The 1,474-nt window shown below is 63.6% G+C and carries 1 protein-coding gene; it reads right to left on the reverse strand.

Going from position 1 to position 1,474, the window contains the following annotated elements; translation table 11 throughout:
• Nucleotides 1–1,474: condensation domain-containing protein (locus tag IT781_RS21785; protein ID WP_194972269.1), on the reverse strand; the 1,474-nt coding region annotated here is incomplete at both ends.

The raw sequence follows: 1,474 nt of genomic DNA on the forward strand, positions 1-1,474 counted from the left end.
CCCGGCTGATCCCGAGGCGCGCCTGCGCGACGAAGTTGCGGAACGGCAGCGGCGCGGGCAGTTGGTCTGCCTGGCCCAACTGGTGCATCTGGATCTCTGCAAACAGAATTTCCAGCGCGGTGTGATCAAGCGCCAAATGATGACTCAACAGCAACAGCAGCCAACGCCCATTCCTTGAGTCATAGACCGTGAAACCGCTGACCAACGGCGCGACTCTCACATCGATGCGATAATGCCGCGGATCGTAACGCTCTGCCAATTGTTCGGCCGCTTCGCCGGTTTCAGGGTCCAGAACGACCTCTTCAATTGCCAGCTTCGCTTCGCGCCAGACCACTTGGACCGGTTCCGACAACCCCTCCCAGGCCACGGACGTGCGCAGGATATCGTGCCGTGCTACCGCCGCCTGCAAGGCGGCCAAGAACCCATCAAGACGTTCGCGCGTATCAAACGCCATCAAGGCCGGCAGCAAGTAAGCGTCCCCTTCGGACTCCATCAGATGATGAAACAGAATGCCTTCCTGCAGCGGCGCCAGCGGATAGATGTCCTGCACGTTAGCCGCTCCACCCGGCACCGCGGCAATGATGCGGTCGATATCGGCCTGTTCCAGGGCAACCAAAGGCAGCAAATCCGGCGTAATGGCCGTGCAGCCGTCAGGGATACGGTTAGCCGGGACGGCCAGCGGCTCGGCCTGGCTGCCGTTGTCGGCCAGCGCCGCCAGCCCGGCCAGCGTCGGTGCAGTGAACAAGGTCCTCACATCAATGTTCAAGCCAGCCTGGCGCATGCGTGCGATCAAAGTCACGGCCAGCAGGGAATGCCCGCCCAGCTCGAAGAAATTATCGTGGCGGCCGACCTGGTCGACTTTGAGCAGATCGGCCCAGATGGCCGCCAGGGCTTGTTCGGTCTCGCCTTGCGGTGCTTCATAGTGGCGCGCAGCGTAGGCATCGCCTTCCGGCGCCGGCAGGGCCTTACGGTCCAGCTTGCCGTTGGCGGTCAAGGGCAGCGCAGCCAGATGCACGAAAGCGACCGGCACCATGTACTCGGGCAGGGACTCGGCCAGATAAGCCCGCAGGTCATCCACGGCCAGATCGTCATCGCCGGTGTAGTAGGCCACCAGCTTTTTAATGCCGGGGCCGTCTTCGCGCGCCAGCACCGCCGTTTCGCGGACCGCCGGGTGGCCGGCCAGCCGGGCCTCGATCTCGCCCAGTTCGATGCGGAAGCCTCTAATCTTGACCTGGAAGTCATTGCGGCCCAGGAATTCGATGCTGCCGTCGGCCAGCCAGCGGGCCAGGTCGCCGGTCTTGTACAGCCGGGCTTCAGGATCGTTGCTGAACGGATCTTGAATAAAGCGCTCGGCGGTCAGCTCGGGCCGATTCAGATAACCCCGCGCCAGCCCGGCTCCGCCCACGTACAACTCGCCCGCGGCACCGACCGGAACGGGCGCGAGGTTATCGTCCAACAGGTAGACGCGGGTGTT

The sequence above is a fragment of the Methylobacter sp. BlB1 genome (assembly GCF_015476545.1).
In the GTDB taxonomy this organism is placed as follows: Bacteria; Pseudomonadota; Gammaproteobacteria; order Methylococcales; family Methylomonadaceae; genus Methylobacter.